We start from the raw sequence: 20,846 nt of genomic DNA, 5'->3' as shown, positions 1-20,846 counted from the left end.
GCGACGCGTACGGCATCAACGAACCGCGCATCGTCTTGGCAGAGTGTATCGGTGGACGTGGTGAGAAGCCTGACCGCCTGTCGCGAGGATGGTGCTTTCCAGCGTGGGTGTCTGACAGATGGCGATGTAGGCGGTGACAGGCCATCGCGTAACCGAGCCTTGATACAGCGACGAAAGCTGCGCGCTTCGCCACGATAGCCTAGCCCGCACACCTCGCGGTAGAGCTGAGTGGCATTGCGACAGCCTTCCTCCCAGCGCGAGACGAGATATGTTTCGAAGGCATTCGCGGGCTGACGCGATGCGCGTTCCCAGGTTCCAGGCTGTTTGTCGAGAAGCCACTGGCGGATCGTCTTGCGATCTCGGCCGGTTTCATGCGCTATTGCCGATATCGTCCAGCCTTTGTCGCGCAAGCGTATGCATCCGGTGAGAACCGCGGATCAGGCCGCTTGGCGTTGATCGTCTGTCGCGCGCCAGTTCCAGGGAAGCAGTTCGTGGAGACGGTTCTGGGGGATGTCGGCGATGCGGCTGAGCACATCGGCTAGCCAAGCCTGCGGATCTATATCGTTGAGCTTTGCCGTGGCGATAAGGCTCAGCATGAAGGCTGTGCGCTGACCGCCGCGATCTGAACCAGCGAAGAGCCATGATTTTCTTCCAAGGGCAATGCCCCTGAGCGCCCGTTCAGCTGCGTTATTCGTGAGGCAGATGCGGCCGTCGCCGAGGAAGGCAGTAAATGCAGGCCATGCCTTGAGCATGTAATCCATGGCCTCGGCCACATCGCTGTTCTTCGATAGCTTTGACCGGTTGTCGCGCATCCATTCTTCCAGATCGGCAACACGCGGTGCGCTGTGCTCCTGTCGAAGGGCGTGGCGCTCCTGGGCCGGTCTGCCGTTGATGGCGCGCTCGATGTCAAAGATCGCGTCGATACGGCGGACCGCCTCCACTGCCAGCGGAGAGATGACGGCCTTTTTGCGGCGCTTCTTGATCTGCGCGGCGATATCGGCCAGCTCGAAGAAATAACGGCGCGCGTGGCTCCAGCAAACGGCGCGGGTTAGCGGCGCCGGCAGGCGGCCGCCATGGAACAGGGCATTATAGCCGGCATATGCATCAGCCTGAAGAATGCCTCTCCAGCCGCAGATGGCCCACAGGATGCTCGCCCCGCCGGTCGCGGGAATAATGGAAGATCGCTGCGGGCGGTGCGGGTCCGCCAAAAGGTCGATCATCCCGAACATAGGTCCAGATCCGGCCCGTATCGGTCTTGGTCTTGGCCAGCACTGGCACCGTCGTATCGTCGCCATGCAGCCGCTCTGCGGCCAGGACATGGGCCTCGATCACCAGATAGAGTGGCATCAGCGCAGCGGTGCAGGTGCCGACCTGGTCGGCCAGGGTCGAAAGGTTCAGTTCCACGCCCTCGCGGGCGTAGCGGTCACGCTGGCGGTTGAGCGGCTGATGCGCGCCGAACTTCTCGAACAGCAGCATCGCCATGAAGCTGGGGCCAAATAGCCCGCGGGGCGTCACATGAAAAGGCGCCGGCGGTTGGGTGATCTTCTCACAATCCCGGCAGGAGAACTTCTCCCGCACGGTCTGGATCACCTTCCACTGGCGCGGCACGACCTCAAGTGTCTCGGTGATATCCTCACCCAGCTTGCACAGCCGATCCGAGCCGCAGCAGGGGCAGGTATCGGGCGCAGCGATGACAACGCGCTCGCGTGGCAGATGTTCGGGCAAGGGCTTGCGCGCGGGCCGCTTGCGCTCGAACGGCGCGACATTGGTCTTCGCTGCCGCCAACGCGGCCAACGCCTCGTCTTCGCTGGCAGCGGTCTCGCACTCCTCGAGCGTCAGCTCCATCTGGTCGAGCAGATGGCGCGTGCGTTCGGATCGCTGACCAAAAAGGGTGCGGCGCATCTTCTCGTTTGCAGTTGAAGAAGGGCGTTGCGGGCTTCCAGGTCGGCGTTGATCGCCTTTATGCGGGCGACTTCAGCGGCGACAGCCTGGGCTGCGGCAAGCTGCGCGCGAAGGCTCTGGATCTCTGCTTGCGCCGCGTCACCCATGCCCAAAGGCATAGCAGAAAAGCACCGAAATCTCTAGCTTTTTAGCCTCCCGACATCGATTATCCGGCTAGTGTCGGCCGCCAGGTTGCTTGCGGATTACGCCAGTCGATCGCCTCCAACATGCAAGCCAACTGGGAGGCAGAGATGGCAATTACCCCGTTTACAGCCGACGGCCAGATATACTTCCCGCGCATCAGGCGCCCTTCGACAAGCTCAGGAGAGCCTTGGCATAGAGCGACATGCCAATGCCATCATGCCACAGGATCTTGCACAGGTCGCCACGGCGCCCTCGGAAGACATAAAGATCACCGGCATGGGGATCCCGCCTGAAGCTCTGCTGTGCAGGACCAGGGATCGCGTGCCCTTCCTCATATCGGTATGTCCGGTCGCGATCCATATCCGGACGCCGGAGGGAACTGGGATCACGGCTTGACCGACCGCAGCACTGCCGACACCAACCCAGGTGATGCGCCAGCGGGGATGCGTACGATCGCCCGCTCGAACTCCACGATGATCGCCGATCCGATCACCGGCACTGGATCGGGCTGCACCTGCACCTCGGCAAAGCCCTGCTCTGCCTGACCCATCTGTCGCCGCCATCTGTAGATCTGGTTCGGTCGTAGATCAGCACGGCGGGCAATCTCCGCCACGTTCGCCCCGGGCGCCGAAACAGCCGCGACCAACTCACGCTTCTGCTGGTCGGTCCATACCCGCCGCCGCTCCGGGCCTGAAATTACCGTGATCTGACTCATCGCACCGTCCCTAGTACCGGTGCAAACACCAGCGCTTGCACCGGTGCCATCTCGAAATATCAGCCGATCATCGCAAGGCGGCCCTCACCGGAGCGATACGATCTGCTTGCGGTCACTGAACTTGAAATGATCGAACAGGCACGCCACGCTATTAAGGAAAAGCGACGTCGGATCTCCGGACGCTGACATTGCGGCATCTGGCTTGAGGGCCTTTATTGTACCGTCCGCCGCCGCAGTACACAGCGGAATCCAATGTGGGATGTCGCTGTATCTATCATTTCGGGATGTCGAGCCGCAGGTCGGTAGCGTTGGCAATAGTTCTCGGCGCATAGATGGGAGCCGCCTTTGATAACCTTTCGTCCAATCCGGATCGCTGGATTAGCAGGGTCATAACTCCCGCTGAGCCTTCCGCCGCGTGGGTTGCTCAGCGGGCAGCATGATCCTTTCCCCGTCCTGGGAAGTTCCGGCCGCTCGCTCCACCAATCGCGTGTCCACTCCCATATGTTGCCGATCATGTCGTAAATTCCGAATCCATTTGGTGGAAAGCTGCGGACCGGAGAGGTTCGGTCCCACCCGTCGAGACACTGATTGGAGATCGGAAATAGTCCTTGCCAATAATTAGCCATCATTTGGCCACCGGGTGCAAGCTCGTCGCCCCAGGCATATTCTTTTCCGTCAAAGCCGCCTCGCGCTGCGAACTCAAATTCGGCCTCGGTGGGCAGATCCTTTCCCGCCCATTTTGCGTACGCCATTGCATCTGTGTAGCTTATTTGTACTACCGGATGATCCAATAGGTCGAGTTCTTCAATGCATCGGTCGGGGCCAAGCGGATGCCGCCAGTCAGCGCCAAGGGTAAATTGCCACCAGCTTTGCGGATCGCTCGTTTCGCCAAGATGGGCTGGCTGGTGAAAGACTAGAGATCCAGCTCTATCCATTCCCTCCAATATCCCGGGATAATGTTCTGGATCAGGGGCAAGTTCAGCGACGGTAATATAGCTTGTAGCTGCTATGAACGTAGCAAACTGCCGATTGGTAACCGGGGTTTCATCAATCCAGAATGGATCCACAGCGACCTTTCTACGCGGTGCTTCCTCTGGGTAAAAGCGCTCTGATCCCATAGTGAATCGGCCGCCGACCAAGTGCACCATCCCCACAGTCGAAATTACGGCCGAGGTGGATTTCTTCGTAGGAAGGGGCAAAGTAAGACCTTTCATTCGAACTACAGGCCACAGCGTTCCGCGCCTCAGAAATGGTCGCGCGACTCACGAGACTTCGGATCGGGACGCTTCGGAACGGAGTTTGACCCGACTGCAGGCATAAGCCCTCATCAAGATATTTTCCAGGGTATCAAGTGAATCTTGCGAGCCGTTCGCGAATCAGCTAGGCCAATAATCAGCAAATGGCCTTACCAAAATGGCCGAAATGGGGAGGTGAGTATGAGACGGTTAAGAAACCTGCTGCTTTGCGCGTCTGGAACAGTTGCGATTGCTGCCCCAGCATATGGGCAGGAAGAAGGCGGTTTGCAGGAGATTGTTGTTACAGCGCAAAAGCGAGAGCAGAATCTTCAGGACATACCGGTAGCGGTCAGCGCCGTAACGGGCGAGGCCCTCGCGGCAAAGGGTATCGCGCAATTCAGCGACCTCACCCAAATGTCGCCCAGCCTGACGCTTACGGTAGGCGTTCAGCCAGCCAACAGTAGCGTGGTTCTGCGCGGCGTGGGTACGTTGGCATTCAGCACCGGGGTTGAGCCTAGCGTTGCGGTCGTCATCGACGATTTGCCCGTGCTGCATCAGGCCCAGGCATTCAGCAACATGAGTGATGTGGACCGTGTCGAAATTCTGCGCGGACCGCAAGGCACACTGTTCGGCAAGAATTCATCCGCGGGTGTCATCAATATTGCGACGCGCGCGCCCGGCGCGGACTTTGGCGGCTTCGTCAATGGATCGGTTACGTCGGACGGACAATATCTGACTGAGGGGGCAGTCAATGTTCCGCTCGGCAAGGGCGTGGCTGCCCGGGTCAGCGGCTTTTGGCAGCACAATAATGGCTTCATCAAGAATTTGGCTAACGGTTCTATGGTCGGCGGGAATAAGGGGTGGGGCGTCCGGGGCCGGCTGTCGGCTCAGTTGATGGACGATCTGAAGCTCGACCTTGCTATGCGTCGTACCCATGATGTGTCGAACCCCGCGCAAACCTTTCTGGCGGTGCCGACCAACGCGACGATCTTTAATTCGCGCATCGCACTTAATCTGGTGGGCATCAACCCGGAGCTAGGTAACGACAAGATCCGCTATAATTTCAACAACGAAGCGACGAACGATACTACCGCTGTCAGCGCAAAGCTGGAGTGGGACTTGGGTCCTGTGTCTCTCATTTCAGTCACCGGGTATCAGAAATGGAAATACGAAACCTTCATTGATGCTGATAATATGGCCGTGCCGATCTTCGGATCGGCGGTTGGTGTCTACAATATCAGCCCATTTGAGTCGCGCATGTGGACGCAGGAAGTCAGGCTGGTGTCCGATGGGCGTGGTCCCCTGCAATATCTCTTCGGACTTTGGTATTCGGATGGCGAGACTGATCGTACCTTCCTGCGTTATCCACTGGGATCGGCGCAGGCGAACAATTGGACGGCCAATAACGGGTCCAAGACTTATGCGGCCTTCGGTCAGACGACTTATGACATAAGTTCGACCACCCATTTCGATGCGGGTGCCCGGTTCAATCGGGAGAGGATTTTCGTAAACTTCATCGATCGACTGTTGCCGGTGCCCGCGCCGACCGCAGGCAATTGCCTGGTTCAATGTTCAGGCAGGACGGCCGAAAACGAATTTACCTACAAATTCTCTCTGAGGCAGGATTTTACTCGCAGCGTGATGGTCTATGCCTCCTATGGCACGGGCTACAAGGGACAGGCCTATGACATTTCGAGCGGGTTCAATCCGACAAAGGCGGCCAATCCGGTCGAGGCGGAAACGTCGAAAGCCTATGAACTTGGTGTCAAAAGCCGCTTCTGGGATAATCGCGTCCAGTTGAACATCGCTCTGTTCCGCACCGACTATGAGAATTTCCAGGCGCAGTCCCAGATCCAGTTGCCCAATGGCACCAACGCCTTCAACCTCAACAATGTTGGCAGCCTGCGCACGCAGGGCGTGGAGGTCGAGGCTACCGCCATGCCGGTTCAGGCGCTAACCCTCTCGGCGACAGCGGCATATACTGACGCTGAGATGCGTTCCTTCCCCCGGGCGCAATGCTATCCGGGCCAGTCGGCTGCGGCAGGCTGTTCGGGGGGCTTGCAGGATTTGTCTGGTCGTCGCCCGCCCAACTCGCCCAAATTCCGATACACGCTGTCGGCCAAATATGATCGTGAACTGGCTAACGCCGTCGCGGGTTTCCTTCAGGTGGACTGGCGTCATCAAAGTGACACCGGCTATGACCTGCTGCAAAATCCGGTCGCCTTTCAGAAGGCCTATGGCGTTCTCGATCTTTCAATGGGCCTTCGCGATGCCGATGGGGATCGGTTCCGTCTCAGCTTCTTCATTAAGAACCTCTTGAACGAAACCTATGCCGCTACCGTCATGGCGCCTGCGGGCGGTAGCGCGGGAGTCGCGGTTCAGTCGCTGCCCCGTGATTATGCCCGTTACTTTGGCTGGCGTATTGGCTATAATTTCTAATCCTGGATAAGGGGAAGCCTGCCGCTTTCGGGCGGCAGCTTTCTATCATTTGCGCGGCAGGTCCAGCCTGACTTCGATCCGCCATTCAAAATGCTCACCCGGTTTCAGCAGGATGACGCCATCCTGTCGCTCCAGAGAGTTCTGCTTGCCAACCCAGGGTTCGGGCGAAAAGAAACCCTTGTCTAGATCGCCCCAAAGATTGAACAATATCGGCGTTTCGTGCGGATAGCGGGTGGCGGCATGGCTGACGGTTAGTGACAGGCCATCGGCATTGGTCATGCGGACTTGCGCCCGATGTGCTGGAAAGTCGATCAGCGACACCGCCTCGCGCTTGCCTAATGCAGCCAGTGACTTGCCTTTACTGAGGTCGATCGCTTCGAATTTTCCTGCGGGCGAGCTGTCAGGGTTTAGCAGGCTGACGCGACGTGCATCGGCAAAAAGCCGAGTCTGCGCGCCAGACGCGCCCGGCGTCAGACCTGCGATGAACGCCATATGATTGCCGATGGAAAATGGCATGGCCCCACCATTATCGGACGCGGCGCGCAGCTTGTGCAGGATCGTCAACTGGCTGCCCCTGATCTGGTAACGCAATCGCATCCGAAAACCGAAGGGATAGACGGCTCGGGTCTGCGCATCATCGACTAGTTCCAGATCGACATGCGGTGACGCGCCGGTCGTGCGTGTCGAAATAATCCGCCAGTTGTTATCGCGTGCAAAGCCGTGAATGCGCAGCGGATAGTCGGTCCCCTGCCATGTCCAGCCCGACTGACCGGCTTTGGTCTGGTTGCGACCGGTCGCGGGCCAAAGGATAGGCGCGCGCCCTTCGAAATCGTCGGTCGGAGCGAAGTCTCGGCCGCGATAGAGCAACTCAACCCATTGGCCCTTCCAGCGCAGTTCAAGGCTGGACATTTCTGCGCCCTTGCCGGGAGCGATGGCGGCTCGCAACAGCCCGTTGTGGGGTTGGAGTTCGATCAGCCGAGGCGCCGGTCCGTTCGCCGCGTTCGCAGGGAAGCAGAGGGCGGCGGTGGCCAGCGACGCAGCCACGCCACGGGCCCACGGATGCGAAAGGTAGGTCATCCGCCTTTCGCTTCGCCCGTGGAGAGCGGAATCGAGGGATCATATTGCCCGGTCAGGTTTAGCGCCAGATATTTGGCGGCGCGGGCAATATATTGGTCCTTGTCCCCACTGGCCAACTGGATCGCGGGAAGTGCCGCTAGGGCAGGCCTGCCCAAATGCGTAAGGGCGTTAAGCGCCGCCAGACGGACGCGCGGCAGATTTTCCGGCGCGATCATGGCATTGAGTGCCTTGACGCTGGCGGTCGTGTCGCCTGCATGGCCCAGCGCCTCGGCTAATGCAACCCGCACATGCACGGAGAGTTCGGCCCTGAGCCGGTCGCGCAGGATGCCCTGTGCGTTGACTGCGTTGCTTCCAATCATCAGCACGCCCAGCGCCGCCCAGTAGCGGACAACTTCATTGGCATCGGTTAGATTCTTAACGAACAATTCCAAATCCTGCGGCTGACGGCTGGCCGCGCGCGCGGCGAGTTGCATGATCCGGGGCAGGGGATACGCGCCCGGCGCGCGACTGGGGTGGAAGCCCTCCAGCGGCGACGCTTCGGGGATGAAGCCATTATCATTGATTTCGATCATGTGCCGATCAAGCGCGGCCCGCATTTCACGGAGCACCGAAGCGGCCTGCGTTGAGGCGGCCAGGTCAGTCATCTCGCCCGGATCGGTCTGAAGATCGTACAGCTCTTCATGGGGGCGGGGCTGGAAGAAGCGGTCCTGCAAGAGCGGCAACTTGCCTTCCAGATGCATCCGTTCCCATGACTGATAACCCTTGGCTGTCCAGGCGAAGCCTTGAACCTGAGCGGCGGGCAGATAGGGCATATAGTTGCGGATGTAGCGATAGCGGCCGTCCGTGACAGTCCGCACGAAGTCGGGGCGCTCGTCCATGCGGTTGCGCATGCCGAACGCATAGCGGTGGTGACGCTTGCCTCGTGGCGGGAACAGGGTTTCGCCCTGCATATGGGCTGGCTTGGTCACGCCGCAAAGGCCCAAAATGGTTGGCGGCAGGTCGATCAGCCCGACCGCATCTTCAACCTGCGTGCCGGGTTGCTGCGGCATCAGATGGCGCCATTTGGGTGGGCAATAGGCGACCAGCGCGACGCGCAGTCCCTCATCATAGCAATAGCGCTTGCTGCGGGGAAGTGTGCCGCCATTGTCCGAATAGTAGAAGACGATGGTATTGTCCGCCAGGCCATCAGCCTCCAGCTCAGCCAGTCGTGCGCCGACTTCGCCGTCCATTTTAGTCATAAGATTATAGTAAGAGGCGTAATCTTCCCGAATTTCCGGCGTGTCAGGCAGATAGGGCGGAAGTACAACGTCTGCGGCCTTGGTCGCACCCTCGGTCTTTACGAACAATTTGGATTCATGCGTCGTCATGCTGTTGAATATGCTGAAGAATGGCTGTTCGGGCTGCTTTCGATTGCGCCAATGGGCCTGTGCGTCGCATTGATCCCAGATCTTTGCTGGATCAATGTCGCAATTGTAGTCAGTCTTCGAATTATTGGTGCAATAATAGCCGACGTCGCGGAGATATTCCGGCGTCGCACGCCATTCCTTGGGCACCTTTGCGACCGCGCGCATATGGTTCGCCGGCGCGCATGATTCTGGGTGCACGCCGGTGATAAGGGCAAAGCGAGAGGGCGCGCAAACAGGGGCAGCGCAATAGGCATGGTTAAAAAGGACGCCTTTACTCGCCAAAGCATCGATATTCGGCGTTCTGGCCACCTTGTCGCCATAAGCGCCGATGAAGGGGTTGTTGTCCTCGCTTACAATCCAAAGGATGTTTGGGCGGTCGCGCGCAGCGCCCTTCGCGGCGGTTAGGGTTAACGCAGCAACACCGCTCATAATCGATCGTCGTGACACGTCGAAAGACATTCTACTCTCCTATTGGCTAGGCCAAAAAACTCAAATTTGACAAGCCAATATGAACTTGCACCGCTCAAGCCGCGGTTGCAACACGCGATTGTGTATGAATTTGGTTCATGAAATACCAGTTTGACAAATGATTGCTCGGCGGGAGGCGAGGGCACAGATCGAAATACAAATCAAAACTGACAATGAACAAGCTGTATCTAGCGACGTCGGCTGGTGCGCTCTCGACGCTATCGCCTAGCACTGCACAAGTGCCTGCACTGATCAGCGTCGAAAACGCAGGTCCAGAGTCTAGCAAACATAGTTCTTTCCGCAAATTCTGGGAAGTCCTCCAGGGAGCAGGCGTCGCAGTCGACGCTGTTGATATCGATGAGATCGTGCGGCGCGGCTTGTCCACCTCGGTGGACTTTGGCACTGCCGTTCCGGCGCTCAGAGTCCAGTCCGGAGGCGGCGCCAACAGCACATTCTTCCTACGCGGTTTTGGCAACTTTACCTTGATCGGCTTCAGCGATCCCATGATCGCCTTTAACAATGACGACGTCTATATGGGGCGTCCGACTTCCGCTGCAGGCAACCGTTCATATATTACATCTGATGTGGCCATGGAAGCAGCCGGGCTGCCGAGGCTGACGGTTAGTTGTTCAGATGAATGTGATGCTCCTTTTCCCCGCGCCGCTTCATAAGTTGGTTAAACATTGAGAGGGCCGATCAGTAGCAACTGGCGGACTTGAATTATCTAACACCCTATCTTCGGCCGTAACCGGTGCCGCGTCGAGCGCATGAAAGCTGCCCGTGCGTCTCCTGCGGCGGAAGTGGCGAGATCGGCTCCAGAGGTGGCGGGCGGCGAGACCACTAGCGCAATCGGCCGGCAGGGATGGCCAGGAAGCGAGGGTTGCCGCTCGCCTCGAAAGTCTCTACCGCTGATCGGCCGCAGCGCGCAGCCGTCGCGACAAAGGCGTCGCAATCATCGGGTTTCGGCTCGATCGGGAGGGATCGCCGCTGGCCTTATCGCTCTAAAGCTCCTCGGAGAGCCGGCTGCTCGGCCAAGAGTTATGGCCACGGTAAGACGCGCACACCCCCATCCGCTGCGTTCCGTCGGCCGGCCCGAAGAGATCGGAGTTGTGGTTCCAGTCGCTCTCCCTGAACCAGCGCTGATGGTTATATAGCGCGCCAATCAAACTTAGCAGAAAAAGATCGCCACAACTTATCGGTGCTTATCGGAGCCGGCGCGATTGCGCGATCGTGCCAAAATATATTGCAAATCTGCCAACTACTTGCGAATCGGGCGCATCGTCCGAGTATTGCTGGCAGACGAACAATGCCCTTTTGCGGACGAATGCGATGCAAGACGCCGACTATGAAGTTTTTGAGCCCGAAGAAATCCCCCGGCCGGTCTTGGCGGTGGGGATGGAGCTTGTGACTGACGGGCTCGAACAACCGCCTCATCAACACCGTAAGGCGCAGCTTATACTGGCGGTCCGCGGTCTTATCACGTGCGAGGTCGCTCAGGGCTTGTGGATGGTCCCAATGCAGTGCGCGATCTGGGTCCCGGGCGATATGGAGCATAGCGTGCGCTGCGCCGGTGATCTTGAAGTATACATCCTGTTCGTCGATCCCGAGTTGGCCTCCGGCCTGCCTGCAGAATGCAGCACTTTTTCGACCGGCCCGCTGCTGCGCGAACTGATTATCGCCGTGTCGCGCCTGCCGGTGCTTTATGATGTGCAAGGTGCCGACGGGCGCCTCGTCCAGACCATGCTCGACCAACTTCAGCAGGCGCCGATCGAAAGTCTGCACCTGCCGTTGCCGGCCGATCCGCGATTGCGCAAGATCGCAAAGGCCCTGTCCTCGGACCCCTCCAACCGCATGACGCTGGGCGAGTGGGCGCGGATCGTTGCGATGAGCGAGCGCAGCCTGTCTCGCCTCATTCCGAAGCAGACGGGCATGGGCTTTGGCCGTTGGCGCCAGCAGTTCCAGGTCGTGTTCGCGATCGAGCGCCTGACTGAAGGTTGCTCCGTCCAGAACGTAGCCTTCGATCTTGGCTATGAGAGCGCGAGCGCCTTCATCACTATGTTCAAGAAAGTTATGGGACAACCTCCCGGTCAGTTTCTCGCTGCCCGACGGAGCGCGGTCGCAGGTTAGGGCCCGTTATCCGCTGCACCGCGCAAGCTGTACGGTGCAAGACAATGCGACTCGAAGTCCCTAGCGTCCTGTAGCCCGACCCTGCCTTGCGCGGGAACTAATACCGATGCGCGCTTCTGCGGGGTTCTTGCCCAAAGATTGGCGGATCCGAACAATCCATTGCCCGGGTTGGAAAATTCAAACGGGCGCAAAGGGTCTACCCAAGCTCGAACACCGATCTTGTTGGATGAAGCCTATGCTACTTGACGACGCCAAATTTCCGCTTGTGCGCATGCATTATAATCACGCCGACGAGCAGGGCGAGGGAAGCGGCTTCGAGCGTTTCGAAGCTCTGCTAGAGCGTCGGAAGCCCTTCGTCCTGATCGGGCTCGGCGCGCAGCCTGATAAGGTCCAGTCAATCGAGGAGCGCAAGCAGGTCACGCTGTGGATGAAGCGCAATCGGCCTGCGCTACACACCTACGTCCGGGCCATGGTCTACGTCGAGCCGAGCCCCGCCAAACGCTTTCTGGCCAAGGCCTCGGCGCCCGTCTTCCAGAAGTTCTGGGGTTATCCCATTGTCGTGGCGGCATCGGAACCGGATGCCGAGGCTGTTGCCGCGCGCCTGCTTGCCGGTGAGTCCGCTGCGGACATTGAGGTGGAGAAGACGGATACATAGAAGTCTGCTCTGGACGCCTCCCAGTTGGTGGCACTGATCGATCCACCCAAACGCTCCGACCTCGCCGCCGCACGCGCACAAGCCGATTTTGCGCGCATACGCCGGGCGTGCGCGACGGCGGAGGGTGATCTTGCGCGCTTCGACGGAACGGTTCTGACCTCGATCATGGAAGTCGAGCAGGCGTCTTCTTCCTATGCGACCGACCTTGACGAGCGGGAGGGGGCGGTGATGCGCGTCAATGGTCATGACCGCGAAAGAGGCACGGCCTCATCCGCAGCGTGCCCGTGTCCGGCCTTTCCTCCTTCGCTCTGCATGATCCAGACGAAGACAGATTGGCGGCTTTTAGCCAGATGCTGGTAATATCGGGTAATCGCTCTCCGCACGGACCTGATATGTCACGCTGCTCCAGTTGGTTTCACAGTCGCCGGCCTGTTCCTAACACATTCGGCAGTAGGCCAAAATAAGGAGCGAGGCCGATTGTCGATGGCGATGCCTGGATCATAAATTAGGAGACGAGGATGACGGAACTTACCAACTTGCCGACACCGCTCAAGATGCTCTTCGGCAGCATTTCGGCGAAGAACAGCCCGGAGCATATCCGCTGGGCGCTTAAGGAATATGGGGATCTGATGTCGAAGGGGGATGCCCAGCGCATTGTCGAACTGTTCGCGCCGGATGGCTATCTTCTCGATCCTGTGGGGTCCCAGGAGCGGCGTGGGAAGGATTTGTTCGATTTCTACCAGGGATCGTTCGACGCGATGGGCGGATTCATCGAGATGCGTCTCGATGGCGAGGTGCGCATAGCGGGTGACTATGGTGCGGCTGCCTATATTGCGCGGATGACGATCGACGGGCAGGACGTGATGGTCGAGACGCTCGATGTGATGAAGTTCGATGCAAACGGCAAGTTCACGTCGACCCATGCCTATTGGGGGCCGCCGAACATCAAGGCGGGCCGCAAGCCCGAAAAGCTGCAATGATGGCTTGATTCGTCGGCTGTTCAGCACCTTTCGGCACGATTAGGAAGTTGAGGCGTGGCCAAGGAGGCAGTAGCAGCAAGACGGATTTGATTGCGCGAATCCACATTCTAGCGTGGTCGTACGCTGAAGTTCGGTCGAATGAAATCTTGAAAGCGGTCGATCGCGGCGTTTGTATATCCGACCATCGATACCATATATGTGCATAATACCGTAATATAGACGGAGCGTATATATGGTTTCGAAGATTGATGTGACGATCCCTGCCGATGGCGGTATTGCGCTCGGCGCATGGCTGTTCCGGCCGGAAGGGACGGGGCCGCATCCCGCGATCACCATGGCTCACGGCTATGCCGGCACAAAGGAGCATGGCATCGAGCCGTTCGCCCAGGCCTTTGCCGAGGCGGGTTTCGTCGTGCTGGTCCACGACCACCGCAATTTCGGCGCGAGTGGTGGGGAGCCGAGAGGCGACATCAATCCCTGGCGGCAGATCGCCGACTGGCGCCGCGCGATCTCCTATCTGGAATCGCTGGAGGACGTCGACGCCGGGCGGATCGGCCTATGGGGAACGAGCTATGCCGGCGGCCATGCGATCGTGCTCGGCGCGACCGACCGCCGACTGCGCTGCATCGTCGCCCAGGTGCCGACGATCAGCGGCTATGAGCAGGGTCTTCGCCGCATAGCCCCCGAGAATGTTCCTCTGTTAGAGCGGTCTTTTGACGAGGACGAGCGCGCGCAGGCCGCCGGCGAGGCTCCCCGTCGCCAGACGATCGTCAGCGATGATCCTGCCGTGCCCGCATCCTATCGTTCACGCGAGGCGATCGACTTCTATCTCCAGCCTATTCCCGAAGGCATCTGGGACAACGAAGTGACGGTGCGGTCGACGCGGGCGGCCCGGATGTACGAACCGGGAGCTTGGATCGCGCGCGTGTCGCCGACCCCACTGCTGATGATCGTCGCGGCAGAGGACCGGGTCACCGTCACCGATCTGGCGCTGGTGGCCTACGAGCGCGCGCTCGAACCCAAGAAGCTGACGCTAATCCCGGGCGGTCATTTCGACCCCTATGTCTCGGAATTTCCCCGCGCTTCGTCAGCCGCGCTGGCCTGGTTTCGCGAGCATCTCGCCTGAAATCGGGGTTGCGATGTGGCTTCCTGCCAGCCCGGGCGACGAACCGATCACGGCACCGCCCCCGTCAACGGTCGGTTGGATCGCGCAGCGTGCGTTTCAGACAACTTCGCCCGTAACGTAACACAAAGGCAGCGAGTATGACTTCAATATATAAAGGCTTTGATCTGTCGGGAAAGGTGGCCGTTCTCACCGGCTCGACATCCGGTATGGGGTTGGCGATCGCACGGGGCCTTGCCCAGTGCGGGTGCAGCGTGATTGTGTCCAGTCACCTTCAGGACGAAACCGACGCTACCGCCCGGTCGCTGTTGCAGGAGGGCTTTGTCGCGAAGGGAGTGAAGTGCGATATCACCGACCGTAACGATGTCGAAAGCTTCGGTGAACGGGCGACCGGCGCATTCGGCAGGGTCGATATCCTCTTCTGCCTGGCCGCCGAGGTGCCGCCAATTGGCCCCATTCTCAGCCAGCCGCCCGAAACGCTCGACCGCCTGCTGTTGACGACAGTTGTGAACACCTACTCGATCGTGCGGCAACTCCTTCCAGCGATGGTCGCCCAGCGCGACGGGAGCATCATCCTGATGTCGAGCATCGCGTCGGAGAGAGCCAGCGCCGGTCTGGCGGGCTACGGCGTCACCAAGGCTGCGCTCAACAGCTTTATCCGCAGTGTCGCAGCCGAATTCGGCGAGTTCAATGTAAGAGCTAATGCCATCGCGCCGGCGTTCGTTCGCACGGAGTTCGCGCGGGACATCTGGAGCAACGAGGCGCTCGCGCAGAAGATGATCGACAGGGTCCCGGTAAAAAGGCTTGCCGATCCCGACGACATTGTCGGCCCCGCCATACTCCTGGCCTCTCCGGCCGGGGCCTATATTTCCGGACAGGTCATCCTGATCGATGGTGGTCGATCGATCGCCTGATCGCGGCCATCCTAGTAGAACCATCCCAATCATCAGAAAAGGATCATGCCATGCCTATATTTCATGCCCATATTCCCGCCGGCAAGTTTTCCAGCGAAGAAAAAAGGGGCCTGGTTGACGCTTTGAACCTCGCGCTTCATGAAGCGATGGAGACGCCCATGGACGATCGCTTCGTCGTCATCAGCGAGCACCGCGAAGATGAGCTTTTCATCCACCCGACATTCCCTGCGCATCAGAGATCCGATCGGGCCTTGATCGTAACGGTGACCTTCGGCGATAGCAGAACAATCGAGCAGAAGCGCAGGCTTGCCGAACTGGTCACTCGCTACGCGGTGGAGCGCGCGGGTGTCGAACAGGATGATATCAGTCTGTTGATGTATCCCATTGCACTCGAGAATATGAGCTTTGGCGGCGGCAAGCTCGTCACCGATATCGACCTTTCCATGCCGTGGGTGTCAAAGGGGTAAGGATGGCTGGCGCGCAAGATAAAGAGCCTGCGCGATTGCGGGCGCATTTGTCCTCCGCCTCCTGCCGAGGACCAGCCGGTGAAATTGACAGCCATGGTCATCGCTACAATATCGGCATGTCTCTTTACTGGACGGACTGATGCCGCAATTCGATGACGTGACCTATCCTCAGACTGGGGAAACGCGCTGCAACTCTACCGCGATCCGGCAGGCGGCGCGGCACATGACGCGCTTCTACGATGCCGCGCTAGCCGGCACGGGCCTGCGCGGCACGCAATACACAACTTTGCTCTTTCTTTCGCGACAGGGTCCGATGCCGGTTGGCCGGCTGGCGGAGGCGATGGTGATGGATCGGACGACAGTGGGGCATCTCGTCAAACCGCTCGAGCGCGATGGCCTTCTGCGCATCGCGCCCGATCCGCACGATCGCAGGTCGCGAACCGTGACCGTGACCGAAGAGGGGATGCGGCGCGTACGCGATGGCTACGCCGCGTGGGAGAAAGCGCAGGGGGTGTTCGAAGCCAACTTCGGCACGGAGAATGCTCAGCAGATGCGGAAGATCATGGCGGCGGTCGTGGCGACCCAATTGCCGCTGGATTAGCGGATATTGCGTGATCCCCCGCGAATAACGATGAGAACCAGTTGAGGAGGATCGGCCATGTCCGACAATAGCGTAGCCCACCGCCCACGCATTGCCATCGCTGGCGCGACCGGGCGCGTGGGTAAGGCTCTTGTCAGCCGCCTGATCGACGACCCGGTCGATCTGGTCGCGCTGTCGCGGGAGCCTGAAACCGCAAGCCTACCCGTTGAGGTACTGACTTCGAGGATTGATTTCGCGAACCCTTCATCGCTCGCCGCCGCGCTGCGTGGCGCCGATCGCCTGTTCCTCGCACATGGCACATCGACGGATCAGGTGGCGCACGAAATCGCGCTGATCGATGCGGCGTGCAGCGCGGGGGTCCAGCATATCGTGAAGCTGTCGGTGATGGGCCCAGCCTCAGCGCTGCATCCTTTCGACTGGCACATGGCGATCGAGGCGCATCTGGCTGGATGCGGCATCGGCTACACATTGCTGCGCCCATCCTCGTTCATGGAAATATTGGCCCGCGCCGGCGCACCGGTCGCGCGCGATAGCTGGGGCGGCGCGGCAGGCGAGGGCCGGGTCAACCTGATCGACAGCCGCGACGTGGCCGATGTGGCACGGGTCGCGCTGCTCGACGCGGCGCATCTTCATGTCCAGCGGGCGTGGCATCTTACCGGGTCGGCGGCGGTCAGCATGGCCGAAGTGGCGGACGAACTGTCTCGCCTGTTGGGCAGGCCCGTCACCTATCGCCACCGATCCCCTGACGAGCATCGCGCCGTTCTCATTCGATCTGGTCTCTCCGATCTGGTTGCCGACGTGCTGCTTGGCATCGATCACCTGTTCCGGGATTCGGTATTGGCTGAAACCACCGCCACCGTCGCGGACCTGACCGGGGCGGCGCCGCGATCCGTCGGCGCTTGGCTGCGCGAGAATATCGCGCAATTCCGATAGCGGCGAGCGGCGTAGCGGCGATTGACCGTATCCGTTACCATATGAAGGGGAAACGAAGTGGAACATGAACTCTACTGGATCAGCGGCAGTCCCTATGCCTGGCGCGTGCTGCTCGCGCTCGAATATCGGGGAGTGCCCTATGTTTCCCGCCGCCTCGATTCAGGCAGGCAGGAGAACCGGTCGCCCGAATTCCTCGCACTCAACCCGCGTGGCAAGGTGCCGGTTCTGAAGACCGGCGACATCGTCATCTGCGAATCCGTCGCTATCCTGGCATTTCTGGACACTGCGCATCCCGCCATCCCGCTGTTCGGCCAAACGGCCGACGCGCATGGCCGGATATGGCACCGCATATGGGAGTTCGAGAATTACGCGCGCGATCTCATCGAAACTGAGATCGTGCGCCCGTTGTTGCGGGGCAATGGCGGGGATAATCCCGAGGGGGTGCGCGCGTCTGCGGTCCGGGTCGTCGACACGCTGGGCTGGATGGATCTCGCCTTGTCCTGCGCGCCCTATCTGGCAGGCGACGATATTACCGCAGCAGACATTGTCGCTCTGCCGAACATTCAACTGCTCCGACGTGTGGCGGCTCGGCCGGACGCAATCGGCTTGGGGATTGGCCTGGACGCGCTCGACGCGCAACTGCCGGCGCTCCGTGCTTGGGTGGCGCGCATGGAGGCGATGCCCGGCTATGACGAAGCCTATCCTCCGCACTGGCGCGACTCATAAGGCGCGCCCGGTGCCTTCGCATGTTGACCGTCCGTTTCTGAAAGCGGTCTGCGCCCCTTTTCCAAAGGACGGGTATGACTGACTGGCATTTTTATGAGCCGACGAAGGGCCATGGCCTGCGCCACGATCCGCTCAACGCTATCGTCGCCCCGCGACCGATCGGATGGATCAGCACGGTCTCACGCGAAGGGGTGCGCAATCTGGCTCCCTACAGCTTTTTCAATCTGTTCAGCTACAAGCCGGCGATCGTCGGCTTCTGTTCGCTTGGCGAAAAGGATTCCCTCATCAATGCGCGCGAGACAGGCGAGTTCGTCTGGAACCTGGCGACGCGAAATCTTGCCGAAGCGGTCAATGCGTCCGCAGCCATGGTGCAGGCGGATGTGGACGAGTTCGAACTGACGGGGCTGGAGACCCTGCCTGCGGCCAATGTGCGCCCGTTCCGCGTTGCGGCAAGCCCCGTGCAATTCGAGTGCGTCGTCACCCAGATCGTGCAGCTCAAGAACCGGGGCGATGCGGCGGTGCCGGCATGGTTGGTGCTGGGTGAAGCGGTAGCGATTCATATTGACCGGACAATGATCGAAGACGGCGTATATCAGACCACGCGAGCGCGTCCGATCCTGCGCGGTGGTGGCCCTGCCGACTATTTCGAGATTGATGCGGGCCAGCTGTTCAGGCTTGATCGACCGGATGTCTAACCCGATGTGCCATATCATTTCCGTCAATCGGACGGGGGAGATCAACGCTAAAACCTTATTCGGACCGTGTCCCTGTATAGGGGACATTATGATGCGCAAATACTCGGTACAAAGTCGAACTGATATGAGATGACAATCTTAAACGTTGCGGCAGTGACATGCTGAGACACTCCGCCGCAACGGAAAGGAACGATGGCATGACCGAGAGCGAGAAGAACAAGAAATTGGTATCTGATTTCCTCGACGAAACCCTTAGTGGTCTGGGACCGGAAGTGGCCTTCGACAAATACTGCCATCCCACCGATTACCGGCAGCATAATCCTCGCCTTGCTAATGGCAAGGAGGGGTATCTCGAGTTCGCACGCATTGCGTCGCTGTGCGATGGGTTTTCGTGGGTCCGCCACAAGATGGGTGCGGATGGCGATCTGGTGTGGTCGCAGTCCGAAACGACTGGCTTCCACTGGCCGGACGAGCCCGCTCCGGCTGATCCTCAGTCAATGCGTCACGTTTTCTTCGATGTGTGGCGTGTCGAGGATGGTAAGCTGGTCGAGCACTGGGACGCCTATCAGAAAATTCCGTCTCACTCGGTAAACGGTAATGACATGATCTGATCATCGCTGAAGTCTAGCGATCGTGATTGTCATACAGAAAGGCTTTGCAGCTCGTGGCATCGGTAGCGAGTTTATAATATCAAGAATTGAAATACGTATCTTGAACTCTTAGAAGATGTGATTCCATCGCGCGGAATGCACCTTCTGGATTCCGGTTTCGGATATTATCGACGACTGCTTCGTGGTCAGCCATGGATGTTGCCGTGCTGCGCTTCTGGTGCAATTGATCGTTCAACTCGCCCCATATACCTCGGTTCATATTCATCTGCACTGATTCGAGGAGCGCCAGAAGCAGCATGCTGTTTGCCGCACGTCCAATCGCGTGATGAAGGCGGCGATCCCAGAACGCCCAGTCGGACTGATGTTGACTATTGCGCATCCGCTCCATGCACAGCTCAATCTCGTCCATATTTTCGCGGCGGGCGCGCGTTGCCGCAAATCGCGCAAGAACCGGCTCGAGAACCAATCGGGCCTCCATCACCTCACGGGGATTTGTCAGCTCGGCCAAATCATTGGTGCGGCTCGCACTGCCTCCAACAAGCGGTTTCATGCCGAAATAAGTTCCGCTGCCGACCACTCGCCAAATCGAACCTTCTTCAGCCAGCCGTCTTAGTACGCTACGTAGCTGGCTACGAGTCAATCCGATCTGCTCAGCAAAATCTCGCTCTGGCGGGAGGCGGGCTTCACCACGTTCGCGCGCCAGCCGGATATACGATTTTACCTTTTCTATATCGGAATTAAGCTCATCGCGTCCTCTTTTTGCTCCCGGTTGGGACCGCACCGCTGTCATTTTCTTTAACCAATCAGCCACTTTAAAAAACCGACATAAGCTATTGCCGCATCCGGGACAACCGCATCCGCATAGGGCTGCCGGGCGTATCTACGAAGCGACACCCGCTTTCTCATCCGGTGTGTTGCATGATTTGTGCGCTGTCCAGATGCACGATTGATCTGCGGCTCGGGCAAATCGCCCCTCTCTAAGTTACCCGCGACTTGCTGGCTGAGGATGCTTTCGAACGGCGTGGCGCTCGAGCAGCTTAGGTTCCAGAGCGCTGGTGGGAGGCGCCATCTAAAAAACGGGTGTAACCTGACAATGCTACCTTTCGTGAAGGCGCATCAATCATACTCTACCAATGCACCGAATTTGAAGCCATCGGCGGCATAATGGATGCGCATCTGAGCAGTGTTTGGTTGACACCAATTAGCATATTGGGCTAGAAATGTAAAAAGAAGAAGGGCTCTAATGCGTATGCTACTTGTGAACGAAGCTTATGCCGTCATTGTCAACACCGCGCGGCCCCATTCCGAAGCGTTCACCAAATCGTTGCAGTCTGGCTATGGTTCGCCGCTCAGATACGGTGCTACGGTTAGGTTTTTTTGGGGGGCGGCGAGCTTTGAATGGCCCCTCAACTGAAGTCGAGATGGAGCGAGGGGCGATGCGAAGAAGTCACTTGCTTAACCGGTCGGTGGAGAGCCGAATGAACGTCATCAACTCGATGGTATAGATTGCCGAATTTAGGACTGGCTCTGGCAGGAATCTGAATGCGGAAGTCCATTGGATCCGGCTGGTGCTCATTAACTTATGGAAA

20 protein-coding genes and 2 pseudogenes are annotated in these 20,846 nt (G+C 59.1%); 14 read left to right on the top strand and 8 right to left on the bottom strand.

Going from position 1 to position 20,846, the window contains the following annotated elements; genetic code table 11:
* Nucleotides 1-437: 437 nt before the first annotated feature.
* From tnpC to U5A89_RS03300, 5 genes and pseudogenes are all read right to left on the bottom strand, one after another.
* Nucleotides 438-2,048, bottom strand: a pseudogene (gene tnpC / locus U5A89_RS03320) (IS66 family transposase).
* A 59-nt stretch (nt 2,049-2,107) separates the two neighbouring features.
* Nucleotides 2,108-2,248: pseudogene (gene tnpB / locus U5A89_RS03315) on the bottom strand (IS66 family insertion sequence element accessory protein TnpB); the annotation flags it as partial.
* The gene (gene tnpB / locus U5A89_RS03310; RefSeq protein ID WP_338159756.1) at nt 2,242-2,445 is read right to left on the bottom strand and encodes an IS66 family insertion sequence element accessory protein TnpB; all 204 of its coding nucleotides are present in this window, start codon (nt 2,443-2,445) and stop codon (nt 2,242-2,244) included. The gene tnpB (U5A89_RS03310) and the pseudogene tnpB (U5A89_RS03315), both read right to left, overlap by 7 nt.
* A 25-nt stretch (nt 2,446-2,470) precedes the next feature.
* A complete protein-coding gene (locus tag U5A89_RS03305) occupies nt 2,471-2,800 on the bottom strand; it encodes a transposase (protein ID WP_338159755.1) in 330 nt (109 codons plus the stop codon).
* Nucleotides 2,801-3,012: 212 nt separating this feature from the next.
* On the bottom strand, nt 3,013-3,948 hold the full coding sequence (locus tag U5A89_RS03300) for a formylglycine-generating enzyme family protein (protein ID WP_338160158.1): 936 nt from the start codon (nt 3,946-3,948) through the stop codon (nt 3,013-3,015).
* A 288-nt stretch (nt 3,949-4,236) separates the two neighbouring features.
* Here U5A89_RS03300 and U5A89_RS03295 point away from each other — a divergent pair, with 288 nt between their 5' ends.
* Nucleotides 4,237-6,474 carry a TonB-dependent receptor gene (locus U5A89_RS03295; RefSeq protein WP_338159754.1) on the top strand — a complete coding sequence of 746 codons (2,238 nt, stop codon included), beginning with the start codon at nt 4,237-4,239 and terminating at the stop codon, nt 6,472-6,474.
* Nucleotides 6,475-6,519: 45 nt separating this feature from the next.
* On the opposite strand, the gene U5A89_RS03290 is transcribed toward U5A89_RS03295, so the two are convergent.
* Both U5A89_RS03290 and U5A89_RS03285 read right to left on the bottom strand, forming a co-directional pair.
* The gene (locus tag U5A89_RS03290) at nt 6,520-7,551 is read right to left on the bottom strand and encodes an aldose 1-epimerase (RefSeq protein WP_338159753.1); all 1,032 of its coding nucleotides are present in this window, start codon (nt 7,549-7,551) and stop codon (nt 6,520-6,522) included.
* Nucleotides 7,548-9,386, bottom strand: a complete 1,839-nt coding sequence (locus U5A89_RS03285; protein WP_338159752.1) for a sulfatase-like hydrolase/transferase — start codon at nt 9,384-9,386, stop codon at nt 7,548-7,550. The genes U5A89_RS03290 and U5A89_RS03285 overlap by 4 nt, the downstream gene beginning before the upstream one ends.
* 212 nt (nt 9,387-9,598) lie before the next feature.
* On the opposite strand from U5A89_RS03285, the gene U5A89_RS03280 reads away from it, so the two are divergent.
* The 13 genes from U5A89_RS03280 (at nt 9,599) to U5A89_RS03220 (ending at nt 19,257) form a co-directional block, all read left to right on the top strand.
* Nucleotides 9,599-10,096, top strand: a complete 498-nt coding sequence (locus tag U5A89_RS03280) for a hypothetical protein (RefSeq protein ID WP_338159751.1) — start codon at nt 9,599-9,601, stop codon at nt 10,094-10,096.
* Between the two features lie 559 nt (nt 10,097-10,655).
* Entirely contained in the window at nt 10,656-11,552 is an 897-nt protein-coding gene (locus tag U5A89_RS03275; RefSeq protein WP_338159750.1) for an AraC family transcriptional regulator, read from the top strand.
* A gap of 235 nt (nt 11,553-11,787) precedes the next feature.
* Entirely contained in the window at nt 11,788-12,207 is a 420-nt protein-coding gene (locus U5A89_RS03270; RefSeq protein ID WP_338159749.1) for a hypothetical protein, read from the top strand.
* A gap of 24 nt (nt 12,208-12,231) precedes the next feature.
* Nucleotides 12,232-12,567, top strand: a complete 336-nt coding sequence (locus U5A89_RS03265; RefSeq protein WP_338159748.1) for a hypothetical protein — start codon at nt 12,232-12,234, stop codon at nt 12,565-12,567.
* A 158-nt stretch (nt 12,568-12,725) separates the two neighbouring features.
* Nucleotides 12,726-13,187, top strand: a complete 462-nt coding sequence (locus tag U5A89_RS03260) for a nuclear transport factor 2 family protein (protein ID WP_338159747.1) — start codon at nt 12,726-12,728, stop codon at nt 13,185-13,187.
* Nucleotides 13,188-13,419: 232 nt separating this feature from the next.
* Nucleotides 13,420-14,313, top strand: a complete 894-nt coding sequence (locus U5A89_RS03255) for an alpha/beta hydrolase (RefSeq protein ID WP_338159746.1) — start codon at nt 13,420-13,422, stop codon at nt 14,311-14,313.
* Nucleotides 14,314-14,489: 176 nt separating this feature from the next.
* A complete protein-coding gene (locus U5A89_RS03250; RefSeq protein ID WP_338159745.1) occupies nt 14,490-15,224 on the top strand; it encodes an SDR family NAD(P)-dependent oxidoreductase in 735 nt (244 codons plus the stop codon).
* A gap of 50 nt (nt 15,225-15,274) precedes the next feature.
* Complete coding sequence (locus U5A89_RS03245) at nt 15,275-15,691, top strand: tautomerase family protein (RefSeq protein ID WP_338159744.1); 417 nt, start codon at nt 15,275-15,277, stop codon at nt 15,689-15,691.
* Nucleotides 15,692-15,830: 139 nt separating this feature from the next.
* The gene (locus U5A89_RS03240) at nt 15,831-16,292 is read left to right on the top strand and encodes a MarR family winged helix-turn-helix transcriptional regulator (RefSeq protein WP_338159743.1); all 462 of its coding nucleotides are present in this window, start codon (nt 15,831-15,833) and stop codon (nt 16,290-16,292) included.
* 57 nt (nt 16,293-16,349) lie between these two features.
* Nucleotides 16,350-17,225, top strand: coding sequence for an NAD(P)H-binding protein (locus tag U5A89_RS03235; protein WP_338159742.1), 876 nt, complete (start codon nt 16,350-16,352; stop codon nt 17,223-17,225).
* Between the two features lie 57 nt (nt 17,226-17,282).
* The gene (locus tag U5A89_RS03230; protein ID WP_338159741.1) at nt 17,283-17,951 is read left to right on the top strand and encodes a glutathione S-transferase family protein; all 669 of its coding nucleotides are present in this window, start codon (nt 17,283-17,285) and stop codon (nt 17,949-17,951) included.
* Between the two features lie 74 nt (nt 17,952-18,025).
* Nucleotides 18,026-18,646 (top strand): flavin reductase family protein, encoded by a 621-nt coding sequence (locus U5A89_RS03225; RefSeq protein ID WP_338159740.1) that lies wholly within the window; start codon nt 18,026-18,028, stop codon nt 18,644-18,646.
* Nucleotides 18,647-18,843: 197 nt separating this feature from the next.
* A complete protein-coding gene (locus U5A89_RS03220) occupies nt 18,844-19,257 on the top strand; it encodes a nuclear transport factor 2 family protein (protein WP_338159739.1) in 414 nt (137 codons plus the stop codon).
* Between the two features lie 79 nt (nt 19,258-19,336).
* Here the strand turns inward: U5A89_RS03220 and U5A89_RS03215 are convergent, their stop codons facing one another.
* Nucleotides 19,337-20,068: a FadR/GntR family transcriptional regulator gene (locus U5A89_RS03215; RefSeq protein WP_338159738.1), complete on the bottom strand. Its 732-nt coding sequence runs from the start codon at nt 20,066-20,068 to the stop codon at nt 19,337-19,339.
* Between the last annotated feature and the right edge of the window lie 778 nt (nt 20,069-20,846).

The organism is Sphingobium sp. HWE2-09 (genome assembly GCF_035989265.1).
GTDB lineage: Bacteria > Pseudomonadota > Alphaproteobacteria > Sphingomonadales > Sphingomonadaceae > Sphingobium.
This window is presented reverse-complemented; position numbering and strand designations above follow the sequence as displayed.

Excerpts from the sequence above, each read along its gene's own strand:
- tnpB (WP_338159756.1), bottom strand. The coding sequence starts at position 2,445 with ATGGATCGCGACCGGACATACCGATATGAGGAAGGGCACGCGATCCCT.
- U5A89_RS03305 (WP_338159755.1), bottom strand. The coding sequence starts at position 2,800 with ATGAGTCAGATCACGGTAATTTCAGGCCCGGAGCGGCGGCGGGTATGG.
- U5A89_RS03300 (WP_338160158.1), bottom strand. The coding sequence starts at position 3,948 with ATGGTGCACTTGGTCGGCGGCCGATTCACTATGGGATCAGAGCGCTTT.
- U5A89_RS03295 (WP_338159754.1), top strand. The coding sequence starts at position 4,237 with ATGAGACGGTTAAGAAACCTGCTGCTTTGCGCGTCTGGAACAGTTGCG.
- U5A89_RS03290 (WP_338159753.1), bottom strand. The coding sequence starts at position 7,551 with ATGACCTACCTTTCGCATCCGTGGGCCCGTGGCGTGGCTGCGTCGCTG.
- U5A89_RS03285 (WP_338159752.1), bottom strand. The coding sequence starts at position 9,386 with ATGAGCGGTGTTGCTGCGTTAACCCTAACCGCCGCGAAGGGCGCTGCG.
- U5A89_RS03280 (WP_338159751.1), top strand. The coding sequence starts at position 9,599 with ATGAACAAGCTGTATCTAGCGACGTCGGCTGGTGCGCTCTCGACGCTA.
- U5A89_RS03270 (WP_338159749.1), top strand. The coding sequence starts at position 11,788 with ATGCTACTTGACGACGCCAAATTTCCGCTTGTGCGCATGCATTATAAT.
- U5A89_RS03260 (WP_338159747.1), top strand. The coding sequence starts at position 12,726 with ATGACGGAACTTACCAACTTGCCGACACCGCTCAAGATGCTCTTCGGC.
- U5A89_RS03255 (WP_338159746.1), top strand. The coding sequence starts at position 13,420 with ATGGTTTCGAAGATTGATGTGACGATCCCTGCCGATGGCGGTATTGCG.
- U5A89_RS03245 (WP_338159744.1), top strand. The coding sequence starts at position 15,275 with ATGCCTATATTTCATGCCCATATTCCCGCCGGCAAGTTTTCCAGCGAA.
- U5A89_RS03240 (WP_338159743.1), top strand. The coding sequence starts at position 15,831 with ATGCCGCAATTCGATGACGTGACCTATCCTCAGACTGGGGAAACGCGC.
- U5A89_RS03235 (WP_338159742.1), top strand. The coding sequence starts at position 16,350 with ATGTCCGACAATAGCGTAGCCCACCGCCCACGCATTGCCATCGCTGGC.
- U5A89_RS03225 (WP_338159740.1), top strand. The coding sequence starts at position 18,026 with ATGACTGACTGGCATTTTTATGAGCCGACGAAGGGCCATGGCCTGCGC.
- U5A89_RS03220 (WP_338159739.1), top strand. The coding sequence starts at position 18,844 with ATGACCGAGAGCGAGAAGAACAAGAAATTGGTATCTGATTTCCTCGAC.